This window comes from Butyrivibrio sp. VCB2006, assembly GCF_000420945.1.
In the GTDB taxonomy this organism is placed as follows: domain Bacteria; phylum Bacillota; class Clostridia; order Lachnospirales; family Lachnospiraceae; genus Butyrivibrio.
In genome coordinates, this window is sequence record NZ_ATVX01000018.1 from 64,724 (window position 1) to 84,702 (window position 19,979).

Annotated in this window: 13 protein-coding genes, 1 other RNA gene and 1 pseudogene; all 15 read left to right on the forward strand. The window is 39.7% G+C overall.

Going from position 1 to position 19,979, the window contains the following annotated elements:
* Positions 1–6 precede the first annotated feature (6 nt).
* The 15 genes and pseudogenes from G613_RS0114865 (at position 7) to proB (ending at position 19,612) form a co-directional block, all read left to right on the forward strand.
* Entirely contained in the window at positions 7–1,218 is a 1,212-nt protein-coding gene (locus G613_RS0114865; protein ID WP_029233372.1) for an ion transporter, read from the forward strand.
* A gap of 65 nt (positions 1,219–1,283) precedes the next feature.
* Positions 1,284–2,138, forward strand: coding sequence for an HAD-IIA family hydrolase (locus G613_RS0114870; RefSeq protein WP_029233373.1), 855 nt, complete (start codon positions 1,284–1,286; stop codon positions 2,136–2,138).
* A gap of 28 nt (positions 2,139–2,166) precedes the next feature.
* Positions 2,167–4,677 carry a glycoside hydrolase family 31 protein gene (locus G613_RS0114875; RefSeq protein ID WP_029233374.1) on the forward strand — a complete coding sequence of 837 codons (2,511 nt, stop codon included), beginning with the start codon at positions 2,167–2,169 and terminating at the stop codon, positions 4,675–4,677.
* Between the two features lie 129 nt (positions 4,678–4,806).
* On the forward strand, positions 4,807–5,448 hold the full coding sequence (locus G613_RS0114880) for an RpiB/LacA/LacB family sugar-phosphate isomerase (RefSeq protein ID WP_029233375.1): 642 nt from the start codon (positions 4,807–4,809) through the stop codon (positions 5,446–5,448).
* 164 nt (positions 5,449–5,612) lie between these two features.
* Positions 5,613–7,004 carry a tetratricopeptide repeat protein gene (locus tag G613_RS0114885; RefSeq protein WP_029233376.1) on the forward strand — a complete coding sequence of 464 codons (1,392 nt, stop codon included), beginning with the start codon at positions 5,613–5,615 and terminating at the stop codon, positions 7,002–7,004.
* 158 nt (positions 7,005–7,162) lie between these two features.
* On the forward strand, positions 7,163–7,834 hold the full coding sequence (locus tag G613_RS0114890; protein WP_029233377.1) for a thiamine diphosphokinase: 672 nt from the start codon (positions 7,163–7,165) through the stop codon (positions 7,832–7,834).
* Positions 7,835–7,891: 57 nt separating this feature from the next.
* On the forward strand, positions 7,892–9,067 hold the full coding sequence (locus G613_RS0114895; protein ID WP_029233378.1) for a cation diffusion facilitator family transporter: 1,176 nt from the start codon (positions 7,892–7,894) through the stop codon (positions 9,065–9,067).
* Positions 9,068–9,084: 17 nt separating this feature from the next.
* The gene (locus tag G613_RS0114900) at positions 9,085–10,872 is read left to right on the forward strand and encodes a DUF4153 domain-containing protein (RefSeq protein WP_029233379.1); all 1,788 of its coding nucleotides are present in this window, start codon (positions 9,085–9,087) and stop codon (positions 10,870–10,872) included.
* 138 nt (positions 10,873–11,010) lie between these two features.
* Positions 11,011–12,558 carry a 2,3-bisphosphoglycerate-independent phosphoglycerate mutase gene (gpmI, locus tag G613_RS0114905; protein ID WP_029233380.1) on the forward strand — a complete coding sequence of 516 codons (1,548 nt, stop codon included), beginning with the start codon at positions 11,011–11,013 and terminating at the stop codon, positions 12,556–12,558.
* A gap of 132 nt (positions 12,559–12,690) precedes the next feature.
* Positions 12,691–12,933, forward strand: a complete 243-nt coding sequence (secG, locus tag G613_RS0114910) for a preprotein translocase subunit SecG (RefSeq protein ID WP_029233381.1) — start codon at positions 12,691–12,693, stop codon at positions 12,931–12,933.
* Between the two features lie 88 nt (positions 12,934–13,021).
* Positions 13,022–15,022, forward strand: a pseudogene (rnr, locus tag G613_RS0114915) (ribonuclease R); the annotation flags it as partial.
* Positions 15,023–15,518: 496 nt separating this feature from the next.
* Complete coding sequence (gene smpB, locus G613_RS0114920) at positions 15,519–15,986, forward strand: SsrA-binding protein SmpB (RefSeq protein ID WP_029233383.1); 468 nt, start codon at positions 15,519–15,521, stop codon at positions 15,984–15,986.
* 124 nt (positions 15,987–16,110) lie between these two features.
* Complete coding sequence (locus tag G613_RS0114925; RefSeq protein WP_029233384.1) at positions 16,111–18,150, forward strand: methyl-accepting chemotaxis protein; 2,040 nt, start codon at positions 16,111–16,113, stop codon at positions 18,148–18,150.
* Between the two features lie 157 nt (positions 18,151–18,307).
* Positions 18,308–18,663, forward strand: a transfer-messenger RNA (tmRNA) gene (gene ssrA, locus G613_RS19280).
* Between the two features lie 148 nt (positions 18,664–18,811).
* Positions 18,812–19,612 carry a glutamate 5-kinase gene (gene proB, locus G613_RS0114930; protein ID WP_029233385.1) on the forward strand — a complete coding sequence of 267 codons (801 nt, stop codon included), beginning with the start codon at positions 18,812–18,814 and terminating at the stop codon, positions 19,610–19,612.
* Positions 19,613–19,979: the final 367 nt, after the last annotated feature.

Here is a 19,979-nt window from a genome sequence, read left to right on the forward strand (position 1 = left end):
GATTGTATGGCTGAAGTAAAAACTTCTAAAGCTAGATTCAACAGATTTAGAGCCAAGGTTTTTAACATGGTCAGTACAGGGGTTATAGATGAGCCCTTAAACCGTTTTTATGATGTGCTTAGCATTATTGCTCTTGCACTTAACCTTTTTGCGGCATTTGCGATTACATTTGATTACATGGAGGAGCACTATAAAGGGCTCCTCCTTGCTATTGAAGCAGTTACGACATTCTTCTTTGCAATTGATTATTGTCTAAGAGTCTTTACAGCCAAGGAGCTGTATCCTAAGTTTTCAGAGCAAAAATCAGTATTAAGATACGTCTTTTCTTTTACAGGATTAATTGATCTGTTATCATTTTTGCCTTATTATCTTCCTGTATTTTTCCCGGCAGGCTCTGCTGTGTTTAGAATGTTCCGTGTAGCAAGGATTCTAAGGCTCTTTAGAATCAATTCCTATTATGACCAGTTAAATGTTATTACCGAGGTCCTTTACAGTAAAAAGCAGCAGTTATTGGCGTCTGTTTTTATCATCTTAATACTGATGCTTGCATCAAGTCTTTGCATGTACAGTGTTGAACATGACGCTCAGCCTGATGTTTTCCAAAATGCATTTTCGGGTATATGGTGGGCTACATCAACCCTACTAACCGTTGGTTATGGAGATATCTATCCTGTAACTATTATGGGTAAGATACTTGGTATATTCATAAGTTTTCTTGGAGTTGGAATGGTAGCTATCCCAACAGGTATTATTAGTGCCGGCTTCGTTGAACAGTACCAGAAGCTTAAGACTGTGGGAGATTATGCTGAAGAGGAAAACATACATTTTATCAGGGCTAAGCTTTCTGAAAAAGACAGTTGGACCGGTAAGAAGATTATTGATCTTCATATGCCTAAAGACATTATGATTGTGGCTATTCAGAGAAAGAAAGACACTATTATTCCAAGGGGACAGACTGTTCTTGAAAGCGGCGATATTGTTGTAATGTGCGCTGAGAAGATCAAAGAAATCCAGCCGATTGACCTTAAGGAAATCACCATTAATGAGGGACACTCCTGGAACGGTTTGGCTATTAAGGACATTGATATTTCAAGGCAGAGTTATATTTTCATGATAAGGCGAAAGGGGAAGGCCATTATCCCAAGGGGAAGCCTTGTAATTAAGGCAGGAGATGTGGTTCTCTTATATGAGAAGCATCCTAAGAGTGACTTGGCCTGAACTAAAAACTAAAATGATAATTCATGATGATATAGTTAATTAAAAGATTGAGAGAAATACAATACATGTTTGATTTAGAAACTAAGAAAAAAGTACTAAAGGATACAGAATTATTTGTCCTGGATATGGACGGAACATTTTATCTTGATAATGATATTTTGGATGGCGCCCTTGATTTTCTTGATGCAGTGAAAAATGCAGGCAAGGACTATCTGTTTTTTACCAATAATTCATCCACATCACCGGTTCTTTATATTGAGAAGCTTGCAAGGATGAACTGCCATATCAATAGAGATCAGATCATGACCTCAGGGGATGTGATGATAAGATACCTTAATGCTAATTATCCGGATAAGAGCGTATATCTTCTTGGAACCGAACCTCTTATTGAGGATTTTGAAAAGGGAGGTATCAATTTATTTACTCCCGAGATTGATGTGACAGAAGGCTTTGTTCCGGCTGATACTAACAATATTCCGGATATCGTTGTCATAGGCTTTGATAAGACACTTACCTACGAAAAGCTTACTAATGCCTGCACGTACATAAGAAAAGGAGCTCTTTTTTTGGCAACACATCTTGATATAAATTGTCCTGTAAAGGGAGGATTTATTCCGGATTGTGGCATGATGTGCGATGCAATTACACTTTCTACAGGGGTTGAGCCTAAGTATGTAGGCAAGCCTTTTGCTGAAACTGTAGATATGGTAGTCGATAAGACCAAAGTGGACAAGGATAAGATTACTTTTGTTGGGGACAGATTGTACACGGATGTTGCCACAGGGGTAAAAAATGGTGCTAAAGGCGTTTTGGTATTAACAGGAGAAGCAGGACTGGATGATATCCCTAAATCGGATGTTAAGCCTGACGCTGTTTATGAAGGCATAGGAGAAATGGGAAAGCTTCTTACGCAGATCTAAAACTTAGGAATGTATTTCGGGGGAAAACATGAAAATTTTACGTGAGATTCTTAGTTACCAAAAAAACAACGGAGCTTATATTCTGCAGGGAGACTGTGCAGATATAAAGCTCCTATTTTTGACCGATGAAATATTGAGAATTAGGGCTTCTTTTGACAGGGAGTTTCCTGAGGAATCTTATGTGCTCATGACAACTGCCTGGGAAGACAGGCTGGATGAGTTATTTGCAGGTGAAAGAAAAAGACTATCACCATTTGAGGCTGAGTTTAGTGATGAGAACGGCATTCTTACCTTTAGCACAGGTAAATTAACTCTTAAGGTAAGAACAAGTCCTGCTGAATTTGTATTAGAGGATTCTGAAGGAAATAAGCTTTACAGCACAGAAGGGCTTTATGGCTTTGTACAGGATTCTAATAATCGTAACATTAATTATAGCCGTATGAAGGAGGAGGACTGTTTCTACGGCTTTGGTGAAAAGACTGGTGAACTTAATAAAAACAAGTTATTTTTAAGGGAAAGAGCTACGGATTCTTATGCCTATGATCCGGTTAAATGCGATACCCTCTATAAGCATGTGCCGTTTTATATAAGGCTTGATAGAGATAACAAGAAAGCAGTGGGACTTTTTTATCATAATTTTTATGAGTCTGTATTTAATATGGGCTGTGAGAAGTCTAATTACTTCCCAAGATACAGCTATTTTCAGGCTGATGGTGGGGATATAGATTTATTTATTCTTGGAGGTTCCAAGATATCTAAGATTATCGACAATTATACGCTTTTGACAGGAAGACCTGCTCTTTTACCAAAGAGAGCTCTGGGATATCAGGGATCCTCTATGTACTATTCGGAGCTTCCAAGTGGATGCGACGATGCTCTTTTGGACTTTGTTGATACTGTGCAAAAAGAGGGCATTCCAATCGATGGCTTCCATTTATCTTCAGGATATACAAGTATTGATAACAAAAGGTATGTCTTTACCTGGAACAAGGATAGGTTTAAGAATCCAAAAGAGTTTTTTGAAAAAATGGATGAAGAAGGCGCACAGGTTGTACCTAATGTTAAACCGGGGATTCTTTTATCTCATCCGAATTTGACCGAATTTCAGGAAAAAGATGTATTTATAAAGGATTCCAATAATCCGGACAAACCTGCTGTAGGAAAATGGTGGGGCGGAGATGGCCTGTTCTGGGATTTTACAAATAAAAAGGCAAGAGAAGCATGGAAAGAATACCTGAAAAAGAATCTTATAGAGTATGGAACTAATTCTATATGGAATGACAACTGTGAATACGACGGTCTGATGGATAAGGATGCCGTAGTTTCTTTTGATGGCAAAAAAGGAACCCTTGGACAGCTTAAGGCTGTTATGCCTACGCTTATGTGTAAGCTAAGTAATGAAGCTGTTATTGAGAATAATGATAATGCCAGGCCTTATAGTGTATGCAGATCCGGAAGTTCCGGTATACAGAAATATGCCCAGACCTGGGTTGGAGATAACGTAACAAGCTGGGAGAGCCTTAAGAATAATGTGCCTACCATTCTTGGAATGGGACTTTCGGGACAGCCAAATGAGGGGGCTGACATTGGCGGATTTGCAGGGCCTGCTCCTACGGAAGAGCTTTTTGTTAGATGGGTTCAGCAGGGCATATTCCAGGGAAGATTTTCCATCCATTCAGCTTCTGATGACAATACAGTTACAGAGCCCTGGATGTACAGGAATTCCAAGGAACTAATCAGGGACCTGATCAGACTTAGGTATAGGTTTATTCCATATCTTTATTCTCTTGAGTATGAGGGAAGCGTTATCGGAGCACCGATTATGAGACCTCTTGTTTATGAATTCCAGGAGGATGAAGAGGTTTACGACGAAAGCTTCGAGTATATGTTTGGAAAGAGCCTTTTGGTTGCAAATGTTTTGGAAGAAGGAGCGGTAAGTAAGCGAGTTTATCTTCCTAGTGGTTGTAAATGGTTCGACGTCAATGATAACTACAGAGAATATGAGGGTGGTCAGACTATCATTGTTTCTGTAAGTCTTGGAACCATACCAATGTTTGTCAGAGAAGGAGCTATCGTTCCAATAGCTATAAATCAGCCTATGAATCTTTCCAAGGATCATATTACTGACAGAATTGTTATCCTTGCTCCATCGGAAAAAGAGAGTTCTTTTACCATTTATGATGATGACGGAGAGACTCTTAACTATAAGTGGGGTATCTATAAGAAGACTACTGTTACTATGGCCGGAACTGATGTGGTAAATGTATCCTTTGATAAAGACGGTGATTACCATGAGAAGGTGAAAAATACAGTAATTGAGATGATAAAAAGACAGAAAGCACCTTTAAATGTAACTGTTGAAGAAAATGGTAGATTGAGCGAAATACCACACTTTTTAAGCGAAAAGAAGTTTTCTGCGGTAGACACAGGTTGGTTTTATGATATGACTAAACGAGTAGCCCTGATCAAATACAAGGAGCCTGAGGATAGCTATAAGCTTACGGTTTCTTATGAGCAATTTGATCTTATTGGAATGTGAATAGAATCTTGAAAATATTACACAAAAGAGGATATTCAATAGATATATTTCTTAGGGCAAATTATAATAATCTAAGAGTAAATCGATAAACCAGTCTGTAAAAAGACTTATCAGTAATGGAGGGTTGATATGAAAATCGCACTTATTAATGAGAACAGCCAGGCTGCCAAGAATGAGATGATCTACGGAGCACTCAAGAAGGTTGCTGACAAGCATGGCTTTGAAGTATTTAACTATGGTATGTATTCTGCCGATGACAAAGCTCAGCTTACATATGTTCAGAATGGTATTCTTGCATGTGTACTTCTTAATTCAGGCGCTGTTGATTATGTAATCACAGGTTGCGGAACAGGAGAAGGCGCTATGCTTGCATGCAACAGCTTCCCGGGAGTTATCTGTGGTCATGTAACTGATCCGCTTGATGCATACACATTTGCTCAGATCAATGATGGTAACGCTATTTCCATGAACTTTGCACTTAAGTCAGGATGGGGCGCTGAGCTTAACCTTGAGTATACATTTGAGAAGCTTTTCTCAGAGGAATCAGGACAGGGTTATCCAAGAGAGAGAGCAGTTCCTGAGCAGCGCAACAAGAAGATCCTTGATGAGGTCAAGAAGGTTACTTACAACCAGGATGTTGTAGCAATTCTTAAGGGACTGGACAGAGAACTTGTTAAGGGAGCTCTTTCAGGAGAACATTTCCTTGAGTACTTCGATGCAAATGCCAAGGATGAGAAGATCAAGGCTTGCGTTCACGAGCTTTTAGCTTAATAAATATCCGATAAATACGAGCAATCTCTTGCCCTTAGCGGGTTAGAGGTTGCTCTTTTTTTATATGGAATTTATAAAAATTTTATGCTATACTACACGATAGTGTTGAAATGGGAAACTAGCTTTTGATACAGATGTATTAGGTTTTATAAGGAGTTAGAACATTGCAGTCAGCTACTAGATACAGAGAAAAGGATAATACTTTTAGTTCGGTTAAAAGGACCAATAATAAGCGCAGAGTACAGAAAAAGCGCGCTATGAGAATAGATTACAAGAAACTTGCACTTTTTGTGATTGCTACAGTTGTAGCTTTTGTTGCTGTTTACGTTGTATACAGTCATTTACCATTTGTTAAGGTAAATAAGGCCATAGCTGCAGGCAACAGATATTCAGAAAAAGCGGAATATGATGCAGCAATCAGCTCATATTCAGAGGCTATTGAGATTGATTCGGGATCTGTAGCAGCTTATTCAAATATGGCCAGTGCTTACCTTAGTATCGATGATTCAGAATCTGCCAAGAAGGTTTTGTATGATGGATGGCAGAACACTGAGAGCCAGGCACTTTTATCCAATTACCTTACAGTAATTATGAATGATGCCGTTAACTCAATTAACAAGGGTGAGGGTAACATTGATACTGTACTTAGCGTTGTTAGTGTTCTTGAACAGGATGGAACAAATTCCGATGCTATAGAGCTGTTGGATGCTGCATATACCAGATGCTTTAGTGTTTATAATGATGATGTTAACGCTCTTTTCAGAAGCGGTGATTCCGGGACGAATTTGGCCAAATATGACCAGATTGTCAGCACACTTACTACAGTGTACAGCCTGACTCCATCAGAAGATCTTAAGAATCTTATTCTTAAGTATGCTGTCCCTGCATCTGATTCTTTTACCATGAATTATGAAGATGCTGTTACTTATCTGAAAATACTTGAAAATGTTGAAAACTTAGTGGGAACCAATGATGAGATTTCATCCCTTAAGGCTTGCATCACAAATGCTCAGGAAGTGTATGGCATATTCTGGGATATTTTTGCTCAGCTTGATGTGGGAAATGTAGACGAACTTAGAGACTTTGTTGTGTCAGATGAGTATGTAAATCTTAGAAATATTTTCCTTAACAATGAGGAGACGCCTCAGGAGAACACAACCTACGTATCAATCTGCAGAGATGCTATTATTCTTAACAGAAATGATGGTAACTTTAGCTACAGATTCCTTAACTTTGAGGAAAATCCTGAGAACTCAGGTGTGATAACACTTTGGGCCAACTATTTTGAGGATGACGGAGTTCAGAGAAATTCAATTTCTTATGAGCCTCCTGCAATCAATGGTAATCCTTATCCTCATACCAAATATACAGTAACTTACCTTAAGAGTTATACTAATTCCGGCAGTAACACCAAGGTTGCCAAGATGAATTACAGATTATCAACTTCAATTACCGATGAAAGCGGTAAGACTACTGAGACAATCGTTGGTGATTGGGGCGGAACTGATGAGTACGAGATGGATATTAAGACCATTGAGTCCAGAATCCGTGCATGATAATTATTTTCAATTAGAAATACTATGATTTATAAAAAGCACTTCTGATACTATATTGGATGTGCTTTTTCTTTATAAAAATCTGATTATACAGGTCTTATTATATGCGATAGAATGGATATAGGTGTTTATAGAATGAGACCTAGTTGGAGACTTATATGACTTCTGCCAGTGAACCCAAATGTATAATAATATCTGCAGGAACTTTTGTACCAATGCAGATTCCTATTAACGACGGCGACTTTGTTATCGCCTGCGATGCAGGCTTTATGTATGCTCAGCAGCTTGGCATTTTGCCTGATCTTATTGTAGGAGATTTTGACTCTGCCAGTGAGGCTGATCCTGTGATAATGCGCAGTATCAGCGAAATTGCAGAGCATGACCCTGACAGGATAATGAAGCTGAATGTCAAAAAAGATGATACAGACACAATGATGGCTGTAAAGGTTGGGCTATCTAAGGGGTATAAAAAGTTTTATCTCTATGGTGCTCTGGGCGGTAAGCGCATTGATCATTCACTAGCCAATATCCAGACTCTTTTGTTCATCAAACATAATGGAGCTAAAGGATATATCTTTAGTGAAAACGGAATGCTGATGATTGCCGAGAATGAGACTATTAAGTTCAACCGTGGAAATACAGGATACATTTCAGTTTTTGCATTATCTCAAAAGGCTGTTGGAGTTACCCTTAAGGGACTTATGTATTCCATAGAAAACAGCGAGCTTACTTACGATTTTCCATTGGGCGTAAGTAATGAGTTTATTATTGATGAGGAAGCGGAAATAACAGTAGAAGACGGTACGCTGCTTATTTCTTGCGAGTTCTGACTTTTTGATTATTATAAATGTCTTTAAGACAGTATTTTAATTACAGGAGTGTAAGTTATGATCTGTTTTTTAGCACGTTTTTTTGTAAAAGATTTTGAGCAGGTTAAGTTGCCAAAAGTAAGACAGGGGTATGGGCTGCTAAGCGGTTTGACCGGAATCGGATTCAATATTTTTCTATTTTTAACCAAGTTTATGGCCGGAGTTATTAGTGGCTCCATATCTATATTCGGTGATGCTTTTAATAACCTATCTGATGCGGCATCATCAATCGTAACCTTCATTGGATTCAAACTGGCGGGAGAGGAAGCTGACGAACAGCATCCCTTCGGTCACGGAAGACTTGAATACATTGCAGGCCTTATAGTTTCCCTATTTATCATATTGACAGGCTGCGAAGTGGTCAGAACATCAGTAAATAAAATATTAAAGCCCCAACAGGTTGAATTTAATGCAACTATTGCTGTGATACTGATTGTTTCCATATTGATAAAGCTTTTAATGTTCCAGGGAAACCTTCAGGCCGCTCGGAAGATTGATAGTAAAACACTTAAATCTGTTGCCATGGACAGCATTTCTGATGTATTTACCACATCTGTTGTCCTTGCATCCAGTATTTTCGCTCACAAGACAGGTCTTATTGTTGATGGATTTTTTGGCGTATTCGTCGGGTTTTTTATCATCAAGACAGGCTATGAAGCTGCAAAAGATACTATCAATCCACTGCTTGGTGAGCCGCCCAGCAAAGAATTTGTTGATGAAGTTAAATCGACTGTTATGAACCACGAAGGAATTTTGGGAGTTCATGATCTTATGGTTCACAACTATGGCCCCAGCAGGATCATAATGTCTCTGCATGTAGAAGTTCCGTCAGATCAGAATATTGTATCTGTCCATGATCTTATCGATGATATTGAAACCGAGCTTCGGCAGAAATACCATTGCAGCGCAGTTATACATATGGATCCTGTTATTATGGGGGACAAAGAGACGGAAACTTATAAGAGCAAGACAAGGAAGCTTTTGGAAGACCTTAGTCCGGAGCTTACATTCCATGATTTCAGGCTTATTCATCACAAAAATGGGGAAAAGAGAATCTCTTTTGATGTACAGGTTCCATACAAGTACAATCTTAAGGATGAGAAGATAATTGATTACCTTACCGAGCATTTACAGGAAGGTGAGGAGAACATTACCCTGGACATAGATATTGACAAGATGACCAAGGACGAATAAAACAGGGAGGATGAAAAATGTTGTTTGTGGGGAAGCTTAAGGAAGGCTTTAAGGATGTTGTTAAGGAGCATAAGTTTTCGATAGTTCTTTTTCTAATAGGGACTATTGTCATGGCTATTTCTTATGGCGGTTTTTATGATTCAAATGCTACTACCAGAAGCCAATTTAAAATACTTATGGAGGATGTTTGCACATGTGCCTATTGGATAATGTTTGGTCTATCCGCGGGCGCACTTTTGTGCGAAACGATTCATCAATATCTGAAGCAGGAAAAAAAGTCATATAATCCCAAGAATTCTAAGAGTATTTTACTATACTCACTTCTTATGGTGACTTCACTCATAGTCACAGTTCAATATTTGATTGTAGAAATAATGGATGTAATAGATTTCAAGAAGCTTCCGTACACTGAAGGCTCATACACCGAGATTTCAGATAATTTTATGCTGCTTTTTATGGCGGCCTATTACGGATTATCAGTTTTCTTTTTCTACAAAAGATCTAAAGATACCTTTGAAAAATATGCATCAAAGGCCTTTTGCGGACTGATGAAGGCTGAACTTGTATATGGCATTATCGCCGTTGGCACATTGATGATTCTTTTTGCTTTTGATTCACTTATTTATGATCTTGATAAATTTGATGTGATTATCAGATGGCAGATGATTTTGCTTGGCCTTGTTCAGTATCCATGTGTTTTGATGGGGCTTAGAAAGAGCGACAAAGACATATCTAAATTTGAAAAGAGCGTTCTGGCATATGTGTTTACAGCTCTTTTGGCTATTGCCTTTGGAATCATTTATGTCTATATTCTCAAGATTGTTATCAGATGGACCTTCCCTTCAAATCAGGTATTCAGCATCCTGACATGGCTGTTTGTATTTGGCTTTGCAATATGGACCATGGCTCAGGGCTGCGAAGAAGAGAAGTTTGTAAGAGCCTACAGGCTGATGCCACTTTTCTTTATACCATTTATCATTCTGCAGATTATGTGCCTTGCAATGAGAGTTTCAGAGTATGGCTTTACTCCAAGCAGATACTATGGAATGGCACTTATTATTTTTGAAATTATTTATTTTGCTATTTACATATACAAGCTTAGAAGCAACAAAGACATTATGGCATATGTGGTTCTTGTGGCTATAGCCGGAGTTTTCTTTATGCTCATATGTCCCGGAACGAATGTAAGCAGCACTATCACTAGATCTCAGAAAGCCAAAATTGAAAAATTTCTCAGGGAAGGCGATAGTTTACCAAGTGATGAGAGAGCAAAGGCATATGAAGCTTATAATGAGATATATTTTGACGGTGGTCTTGTTGGTGAGAAGTACATTGATAAGAACCTGAGCGATGAGCAGATTGAGCTTATGAAGAAGGCTAATGCCATAGATGAGAAACATACTGATTATGCCAAGGTTGAAAGAAAAGTATACCACTTTGATGTTACATCCTATAGTGATCTGAGGTATGTTCAGTGTGCCTACGAGATAGAAGATGAGGATGAAGAAAACGCTGAAAACACTGTTAGTAAGGAGCCGGAATATCTGGACCTTTCAAAGCTTGAAGTTTCGGACTTTGAAGATGGTTACACTATAGGAATTGTTGATTTAAGCAAACTAGCCAAACTGGTTATCAGTAATGAAGAAAATGATGTAGATGGCGATGCTAAGAAAGCAGTTCTTGAAAACAAACTTCCTATGTCTGATTTTGGCTTTCTTCAGATAACATATTTCAAAGTCAGATATGATTCGGATAATTCTGACAACGTGGAGTACCTTTATTTTGAAGGATATGTGTACCAATAATAAATTAACTTTTTGTTAAATGCTTGTCATACTAAGGCTAGTTGCGCTATACTATGCAGGGATGAAAACATCTATTTTACAAATGTTAATGGTGCATGGAAAGCTTTTTTCCTTGCAGAGAAAATGGAGGATATATAAATGAGAGGTTCTAAACCTACAGTTCTTTTGATTCTTGACGGATACGGACTTAATGATAACCCAGAGGGAAATGCTATTGCTATGGCTAAGACTCCTGTAATGGATGGTCTTATGAAGGATTATCCTTTTGTTAAAGGCTATGCTTCAGGTCTTGCAGTTGGACTTCCTGACGGACAGATGGGTAACTCAGAGGTTGGTCACATGAATATGGGTGCCGGCCGTATCGTATATCAGGAGCTTACAAGAATTACCAAGTCTATCGAAGATGGCGACTTCTTCACAAACGAGGGCCTTATGGCTGCTATTAACAACTGTAAGGAGAAAGGTTCAGCTCTTCATTTATATGGTCTTGTATCAGACGGTGGTGTACACAGCCATATTACACATATTTACGGACTTTTAGAGCTTGCCAAGAAGAATGGCCTTGATAAGGTATTTGTTCACTGCTTCCTTGATGGAAGAGATACTCCTCCTGAGAGCGGAATTGACTTCGTTGCGCAGCTTGAGGACAAGATGAAGGAGCTTGGCGTTGGTGCTATTGCTTCTATTTCCGGACGTTACTATGCTATGGACAGAGATAACAACTATGATCGTGTTGAGATTGCTTACAACGCACTTACAAAGGGCGAGGGCAACAAGGCTGATTCAGCCCACGAGTGCATGGTTCAGTCATACAAGGATGGCAAGACAGATGAGTTTGTTATCCCTACAGTTATCATGAAGAACGGTGCTCCTGTTGCTACAATCAAGGATGGAGATTCAATCATTTTCTATAACTTCCGTCCTGACAGAGCTAGAGAGATCACACACTGCTTCTGCGATGATGAGTTTGATAAGTTTAACAGAGGCGCAAGACTCGATGTAACTTACGTTTGCTTCACTGATTATGATCCACTTATTCCTAACAAGGAAGTTGCTTTCAAGAAGGTTCTTCTTACAAATACCTTTGGCGAGTGGCTTGCTGCTAAGGGAATGAAGCAGGCTCGTATTGCTGAGACAGAGAAGTATGCGCATGTAACATTCTTCTTTAACGGCGGCGTTGAGCAGCCTAACGAGGGTGAGGACAGAGTCCTGGTTAACAGCCCTAAGGATGTAGCAACATACGACCTTAAGCCTCAGATGAGCGCTCCGGAAGTTTGCGAGAAGATTGTTAATGCAATCAACTCACAGAAGTATGATGTTGTTATAGCTAACTTTGCTAACCCTGATATGGTTGGACACACAGGTGTTATCCCTGCAGCTGTTCAGGCTATCGAAGTTGTTGACGAGTGCGTTGGCAAGGTTGTTGATGCAGTTAAGGCTCAGAACGGAACAATGTTCATCTGCGCAGACCACGGTAACGCAGATATGATGATTGATTATGAGACAGGTGAGCCATGGACAGCTCATACAACAAATCCTGTTCCATTTATCCTTGTAAACTATGATCCTGCTTATACACTTAAAGAGGACGGCTGCCTTGCAGACATCATTCCTACACTTATCGAGTGCATGGGCGAGGAGCAGCCTAAGGAGATGACAGGTAAGTCACTGCTCATCAAGAAATAATTATCGCGGGAAGAACTGTATCTAAGAGCTTATAATTGACGATACTACGCAAATGTGGTATAGTATTATTTGCTTGTGATTTAATAAAAATTTAATCTTAATGCGATATATTGACTTTGGGAGGTTATTTAAGTGAGCGTTTTAGGTTATGTTGTTGGTGTAATATTCATGCTGGTTTGTGCCGCTTTAGTAGTTCTGGTACTTGCACAGGAAGGTAAGAATCAGGGACTTGGAGCAATTCAGGGAACAGTAGAGAATACATATTGGGGCAAGAACAAGGGTCGTTCAAGAGAAGGCGTACTCAAGAAGGTAACAATCATTCTTTCTGTATTATTTGTTGTTGTTGCTATTGTTCTTAATATGAACGTTCTTTAATTTGTTGATTTGAATTTAGTAGTTTTTAAGGCACTCATTTTTTGAGTGCCTTTTTCTTTCATTTTATGTATTTCAAAAGAGAGGTTATATGGCTAAAGGTAAGAGTCTCAAAAGGATGAATGAGAGCTTTTTTGGTAAAAAGAATAATAACGAGATGCTTGTTGGTACATTTATTGCCAACGCCAGAGGCTTTGGCTTTGTGGAAATAGAGGGAAGAGATGAAGATATCTTTATTCCCGAAGAGTACGTTCATGGAGCCTTTCATTCCGATACCGTTGAGGTAGAACTTTTGCCGGAATCTACCGGTAAGAGACAGGAAGGAAGAATCAGGAATATTCTTGTCAGAGGAATGGATGAGGTTGTTGGAACCTATCAGGGTGAAAAGAACTTTGGCTTTGTAATCCCAGATAACGGCAGAATTCAGAGCGATATTTTTATTCCAATTGAGCATCATGGTAAGGCTGTTACCGGAGATAAGGTTGTAGTTAAAATTACGGACTACGGTAATGCCCTTGAGAGGAAGAAACCTGAAGGAAAAGTCAAGGAAGTAATCGGAAATATCAATGACCCCGGCGTAGATATTATGTCTATTGTCAAAGGCTACGATATTCCATGTGAATTTCCTGAAAGAGTAATTAATCAGGCTAACAGATGTCCGGATCAGATCAGCGAGGCCGATATGATGGGAAGAACCGATCTTAGAGATATTCAGATGGTTACCATTGATAGTGAGGATGCCAAGGATCTTGATGATGCGGTTTCTTTAACAATTGATGAAAAGGGCCTTTATCATCTTGGAGTCCATATTGCTGACGTGACTAACTATGTTCAGGAAAATTCTGCTCTTGATAGAGAGGCACTTAAGAGAGGCACCAGTGTCTATCTTGTAGACAGAGTAATTCCTATGCTTCCTCATAGATTATCCAACGGAATTTGTTCTCTTAATCATGGAGAAGACAGACTAGCTCTTAGCTGCCTTATGACAATTGATAAGAGCGGTGTTATTGTGGACCACGACATTGTTGAGTCAGTTATTAACGTAGATGAGCGTATGTCCTATACCTCTGTTGCCAAGATTCTTGAGGACGAGGATCCTGAAGAAATTGAGAAGTATGAAGAACTTGTGCCTATGTTCAGAGACATGGCTCAGTTGTCAGCTCTTTTACGAAAAAAGAGAGAAGATAAGGGCGCAATAGACTTTGATTTCCCTGAAACCAAGATTTTGCTTGATAAAGAGGGAAATCCTATAGAGATTTTGCCTCGTCAGAGAAATACTGCCACCAAGCTTATTGAGGACTTTATGCTTGCTGCAAATGAGACAGTAGCTGAGCACTTTTATTATTTGCAGAGTCCTTTTGTATATCGAATTCATGAACAGCCGGATCCTGAGAAAATTGGCACTTTGTCAGCTTTTGTGTCTAATTTAGGACATCACATTCATGTCAAAAGAGATGATGGGGTAAGACCAAAAGAGATACAAAAGCTCCTAAAGGAAGTTGAAGGTAGCAAGGAAGAACCTGTAATCTGCAGAATGACTCTTCGCAGTATGATGCAGGCCAAGTACAGTACTGAGTGTACAGGGCACTTCGGACTTGCTTTCGACTATTATTGCCACTTTACATCTCCAATCAGAAGATATCCGGACCTTCAGATTCACAGAATCATTAAGGATCATTTAAGAGGCAGGATGAATACTGATAAGGCTGCTCATTATGAGGAAATCCTGGATGAGGTTGCTAAGCACTCATCAGAAACAGAAAGAAGAGCTGAGGAAGCAGAGAGAGAAACAGATAAGCTCAAGAAGGCTCAGTACATGGAAAACCATGTTGGTGAGCGCTTTGAGGGTATTGTTTCAGGTGTTACAGCCTGGGGCCTGTTCGTGGAGCTTGATAATTCCTGTGAGGGAATGATCAGAGCCGCTTCAATGAATGATGACTTCTATGTTTACGATGAAGATCATATGAAGCTTGTAGGTGAGAGTACTCACAAGGAGTATGTTCTTGGACAGAAGGTTATGATCAAGGTCCTTGGCGCTGATAGAATCACCAGAACAATAGACTTCAGAATTGTTAATGACGATGATGAAGATAACGATGAGTATGGTTATGATCCAGATGACTTTGTAGTTTATTCCGAAGCTCGTAAGATTGCGGAGAATCGTGCTAACAAGATTCGCAAGGTTATAGAGCGAGCTGGTGGAGAGACGGACGAGGAACCTTCACATAGAGAGTCAAGTTTTGGAATTAAGGGATCCGGTAAAAAGAAGGAGAAGGTTTCTAAGAAGTCTAAGAAGTCCGGTGATAGTAAGGAATCGGAAGGACGACTTGTAGAATACAATGGCGAGATGATAGATCTTTCGGAGTATGAACCAGATCCTAGAACCGGAGATCTGCAGCCAAAGCACAGAGGAAAGAAACATTCACCTTTAACCGGCAAAGCAAATGCTGGAAGCAAGAAAACTTCTCGTAAATCAATGGAGGATAAGGAAAAGTCTCCTTCAGGACGTAAGGTCTATAAGGTTCACAAATATAAGAAATCAGCCACAAGTAAGGCCGCTAGAAGCACACAGGGTAAAGGGAAGAAACATGGCAGAAGATAAGGCTAGAAAACTAGTAGCAAATAACAAAAAAGCATATCATGACTATTTCATAGAGGAGAAATACGAAGCAGGAATAGAGCTCTTTGGAACTGAGGTTAAATCAATCCGTCAGGGAAAATGCAGCATCAAAGAGGCCTGGATCAGTATTGATAAAGGAGAAGCTTTTATTTTGGGAATGAATGTAAGTCCCTATGAGAAAGGTAATATCTTTAACAAGGATCCCCTCAGGGTAAAAAAGCTTCTGCTACACAAAGCTGAGATCAGAAAAATGGAACAGCAGAAGATGGTACAGGGTTACACTCTGGTACCTCTTGAGGTGTACTTCAAAAATGGCAAAGTGAAGGTTGAAGTTGGTCTTGCCAAAGGTAAAAAGCTCTATGATAAGCGCGCTGACATGGCTAAAAAAGATCAGCAAAGGGAAGCCCTTAGAGACTATAAAGTAAGCCTAAGATAAAACTTAAAAAATTATTAAACATACTTTGCTGGATAATGCCTTTTATAAGATGAATGATATAATATTAAGCGTATATATTTACATTATTTTGATAATGTATATCATTCTATTATGGAGGCATATGATGGCTGAAAAAACAAATGGAAAAACAGCAAAAGTTAAAAATGAGATTGGCTTTTTTGACAGTATCAAGACTAAACTAATTCTTGTCATGCTTCTTGTAACAGCGATTCCGCTTTTAACAGCAGTTATTGTCAGCTATGTTTCATCTACCAATAAGGCTATGGCTGATGCGCAGGAGTCTTTGGAATGGGAAGCTCAGTACATTGAGAGTTTGTTTGTAAATATTCTTGATGCCAATATGAATATGTGTCTTGCTATTGCCGGTAACCCTACTGTTATCAATTATGTAAAGGGTGAGGGTAATATTCCTTATGATGCTGTTCAGGCAACAATTTTGGAATGTGATGCAGTTCTTGCTGATGGTGAGAACACTTCAATTGCCGGATCTGATGGTATGCAGGTGGCAAGAGGTACCGGAGACTTTATTAACGTAGGAGAAAGAGAATATTTCCAAAAAGCTATGCAGGGTTCAACCTACGTTTCCAACGTTACAATAAGTAAGACCAATGGCCGTAGAATGATTACATTCGCTGTTCCAATTAAGGATAATGGCAATATTATCGGTATAGTTCATAGAAATTATGATCTTAATAATTTTCATGATCTTCTTGCATCAAAGTCTGATGATGCATTTATTGTTGATAGAGAGGGCCTTGTAGCTGCTCATTCACAGTATGAAATCGGTGAAGGTGCTCATGATGAAGAGAGCAGAGCAACTTCGGAATTTATGGTATCCGGCAAAGACCAGGGCTTTTACTTTGTAGATACAGGTAAGGGCTACAACGCTTATGTTGCATATTACAAAGAACCAAAAACCGGTTTCTGTGTATGTACAGCGACTACAGATACAGTAATATTGTCAGCTGCCAGAAAGTCAGCAACGCTTGTTGTTGTTGTTGGCGTAGTCATGCTGATTGCTGCTGCTGTTATTTCCTTCATGATGGCTAAGAGCTTTGCAGATCCTATTGCGGCACTTAAGGATTCCTTTGAAGCTTTGGCTGATGGACGATTTAAGACTGTCGATAAGAAATATGGTGTCAGAAAAGACGAATTCGGCCTTATTTCTAAAGCAACTAATTCGGTTATAGGTACTCTTAACGATATTGTTTCAAATATTAAGAGATCCGCAAGTGAAGTAGGAAGTTCATCTGAGGAACTTTCGGATATGGCAAATCAGATTTCTCAGACTGCAGAAGATGTATCAAATGCAGTTCAGGAAATTGCATCCGGTGCAACACAGCAGGCTGATGAAATTCAGAGTGCATCCGAAAATGTTGGAAGAATCGGCGACGCAGTTCTTAACGTTCAGAATTCAACTGATGACCTGTCCGGAATAGCCCAGAAGATGAAGGAAGCTTCTGAGATTTCAAGTAACTCTCTTGCATCCCTGCAGGATTCATCTGCAGAGATGACTGCCAAGATTGATGATATCTCAAGGACAATCGGTGCAACTCAGGATGCAGTTAATAATATAAGTGAGAAGGTTGAGGGCATTACCTCAATTGCAACACAGACAAACCTTCTTTCTCTTAATGCTTCTATTGAGGCTGCAAGAGCAGGTGAGGCCGGTAAGGGCTTTGCGGTTGTAGCGGAAGAAATCGGTAAGCTTGCCGAGGATTCCAAGGCTATGGCTGATGATATCAAGAGAGAAATGGAATCACTTCTTGAACAGAGTAAAGCGGCAGTTGCTGCAGCGGAAGATGTTAAGCAGGGTAATAATGATCAGCAGATTGCTCTTGGAGAAACCCTTGATGCAGTAAACGGAATGCTTTCGGATATCGGAAGTACTGTTGGCGGTGTTCGTCTTATTTCTGAAGGCGCAGAGACCTGTGATTCCTCCAAGAATGCGGTTGTCGATACCATGAGTGCTCTTTCAGCTATTTCCGAAGAAAATGCAGCTTCTTCAGAGGAAACAGGAGCTTCAATGCAGGAACTTTCAGCTACTGTTACAAGTCTTGCAGGCTCAGCAAATTCTCTCAAGGAAATTGCCGAAAAGCTCAATGAAGAGATGAAGTTCTTTAAGGATAACGATGAAGAATAATAAACATGATTAGATGTGTTCCGCCTCCGGAAATAGGTCCGGGGGCGGTTTTTATTCCTCAAAAACTATTGAAAACTTAACCACCAGGCTATTGTTTTTTGCTATCCCTTACGATATACTAGATAAGCAGTCCAAAGCTGCTTTTATAATTAAATATGGGTTAGTAAAGGTTTCGACAGGGATTTTGAAGCTGGAGAAGCTATCCGCAGGATGGTGCGTTAAACCTCAAATTAAAATTAAACGCTAACGATAATTTAGCAATCGCTGCCTAAGTGCAGCCCGTCAGCCCAGATGCACCTACACATCCGGTAACTGGCGTCAAACTTTGTAGGAAACGACATGGCTTAAGCTTTGCGGTCCTGGTCGTATCATGAAGCTACCGATTGTTTTTGGTTGTCAATTTCCGAAGGCTTGAGGGAACAGGGGTGAAGAACCTCAGAATAATTGACTACGATAGTAGAAGGACAGGGGATGAATTTTTGGACGCGGGTTCGACTCCCGCCTAATCCACTAATAAGCTCGCATTTATGCGGGCTTTTTCTTTGCTCTATTTACAAAAAGAATCATGTTTCGCTTTTATGTATTGCAACCAAAGGGAAATGGATATAAACTTGAATAAGATTTGATTTATTAAGTTAAAGCGAGAAAGTGAAGAGCCTATATGAGCGTAAGTAAAAAGAGAATTGTAGTTAAGGTGGGAACCTCAACTATTACAAATGAGTCCGGAAATATTGATATAAGAGCAATTGATCACTTGTGCAGAGCAATAGCAGGGGTTGAGAATCTCGGCTATGATCTGGTACTTGTTTCATCAGGTGCTATTGCTGTTGGAGCAGGTAAAATGAGACTTGCGCAAAAGCCTCAGGAAATTAAGCTCAAGCAGGCTGCAGCAGCAGTTGGCCAGACTGAGCTTATGCATTTATATGACAAGTTATTTGGTGAATACAATAGAATTGTTGGTCAGATTCTTTTGGATAATGAGGATATTGCGGATCCGGTCAGAAGCCAGAATCTAAGAAATACTTTTGACGCTCTCTTGGAAAACCATATTATTCCGATAGTTAATGAAAATGACTCTGTCAGCCATGCGGAGATTGAATCAGATAAAAAGCTCTTTTCTGATAATGACATGCTTTCTGCACTTGTTGCGGTATTCTGCAATGCAAGCAAACTTGTCATTTTTTCCGACATCGAAGGCCTTTATGACGGAAATCCTCAGACAGACCCAAACGCCAAGCTTATAAGCAGGGTAGAAGAGATAACAGAAGAACTTAAATCAGTTGCTTCCGGATCTGGGTCAAATAGGGGCACCGGCGGCATGATAACCAAACTTGAAGCAGCAGAGCTTGCCACGTCTCACGGAATCGATGTACTTATCACCAATGGTAAGAATCCGGAGCGTCTGTATGACATAATAGATAAAAAGAAAGTTGGAACGCTGTTCGTAGCGAAAGATAACTAACAAAAAGGACCTGTCAATGTGATCTGGGGTCTGTCAAGTAGACAGGCAAAACAAACAAAATAACATCAAACGAAAAGGTGGTCACATAAACAGTGATCACCTTTTTACTTTGTCGATGGTTGTATCCATCATATTTATCCTTGGTCTGCTTGTTGACTACTATAACTGCCAGGAAATAACTGTCAACCCTGCGCCAAGCGCACCGCGGAGCGGCGTTGGGGTTGACTGATATTTCCTGACAGTTATTCTGTAGTCAAGCAGATCAAGGATATTTGTGCGCATTAGCGCACTTTATTCAATGGCAGAGTCGCCAGACTCTGGCTTCGTTTTGGATAGATGATTATGCTGCCCATTTTGCCTTGTACTT

What these genes read in the sequence shown, in the direction of transcription:
- G613_RS0114865 (WP_029233372.1), top strand. Translation starts at nt 7, where the DNA reads ATGGCTGAAGTAAAAACTTCTAAAGCTAGATTCAACAGATTTAGAGCC.
- G613_RS0114870 (WP_029233373.1), top strand. Translation starts at nt 1,284, where the DNA reads ATGTTTGATTTAGAAACTAAGAAAAAAGTACTAAAGGATACAGAATTA.
- G613_RS0114875 (WP_029233374.1), top strand. Translation starts at nt 2,167, where the DNA reads ATGAAAATTTTACGTGAGATTCTTAGTTACCAAAAAAACAACGGAGCT.
- G613_RS0114880 (WP_029233375.1), top strand. Translation starts at nt 4,807, where the DNA reads ATGAAAATCGCACTTATTAATGAGAACAGCCAGGCTGCCAAGAATGAG.
- G613_RS0114890 (WP_029233377.1), top strand. Translation starts at nt 7,163, where the DNA reads ATGACTTCTGCCAGTGAACCCAAATGTATAATAATATCTGCAGGAACT.
- G613_RS0114895 (WP_029233378.1), top strand. Translation starts at nt 7,892, where the DNA reads ATGATCTGTTTTTTAGCACGTTTTTTTGTAAAAGATTTTGAGCAGGTT.
- G613_RS0114900 (WP_029233379.1), top strand. Translation starts at nt 9,085, where the DNA reads ATGTTGTTTGTGGGGAAGCTTAAGGAAGGCTTTAAGGATGTTGTTAAG.
- gpmI (WP_029233380.1), top strand. Translation starts at nt 11,011, where the DNA reads ATGAGAGGTTCTAAACCTACAGTTCTTTTGATTCTTGACGGATACGGA.
- smpB (WP_029233383.1), top strand. Translation starts at nt 15,519, where the DNA reads ATGGCAGAAGATAAGGCTAGAAAACTAGTAGCAAATAACAAAAAAGCA.
- G613_RS0114925 (WP_029233384.1), top strand. Translation starts at nt 16,111, where the DNA reads ATGGCTGAAAAAACAAATGGAAAAACAGCAAAAGTTAAAAATGAGATT.
- proB (WP_029233385.1), top strand. Translation starts at nt 18,812, where the DNA reads ATGAGCGTAAGTAAAAAGAGAATTGTAGTTAAGGTGGGAACCTCAACT.